Below are 599 nucleotides of genomic sequence, written 5' to 3' on the forward strand. Positions count from 1 at the left end.
ACCGTGAGAAGAGTCGATAAGTAGCACGTCAACGCCTGCTTCTACAAGTGCAGCAACACGTTCTTCGTTACCCGCACCAGCACCAACAGCAGCGCCAACACGTAGACGACCGCGCTCATCTTTACATGCGTTTGGTTTACGTTCTGCTTTGTGGAAGTCTTTAGCAGTGATCATACCGGTTAGTTTGAACTCATCGTTCACTACCAGTACTTTTTCAACGCGTGCTTCATGCATTTTCTCTTGAACTTCTTCACGAGTTGCACCTTCTTTTACAGAAGCTAGACGCTCTTTAGGCGTCATTACCGCAGACACTTTCTTAGATAGGTCAGTCACAAAGCGTACGTCACGACCAGTGATGATACCCACTAGCTCGTTGTGCTCTGTTACTACAGGGAACCCTGCAAAACCGTGCTTTTCAGTCAGAGCGACTACGTCAGCGATGGTTGCGTCTGGGTTCACTGTCACAGGGTCTGATACAACACCCGCTTCGAAACTCTTTACTTTACGAACTTCGGCAGCCTGTTGCTCAATAGACATGTTCTTGTGGATAAAGCCAATGCCACCCTCTTGCGCTAGCGCGATAGCTAGACGAGCTTCAG

1 protein-coding gene is annotated in these 599 nt (G+C 48.7%); it reads right to left on the reverse strand.

Features of this window, described 5'->3' with window-relative positions; all coding sequences use genetic code 11:
* Window positions 1-599: IMP dehydrogenase (locus tag R7Z47_RS25790; RefSeq protein ID WP_318130887.1), on the reverse strand; the 599-nt coding region annotated here is incomplete at both ends.

Origin of the sequence: Vibrio sp. 1641, from assembly GCF_033339995.1 — a bacterium.
GTDB classification, from domain to species: domain Bacteria; phylum Pseudomonadota; class Gammaproteobacteria; order Enterobacterales; family Vibrionaceae; genus Vibrio; species Vibrio alginolyticus.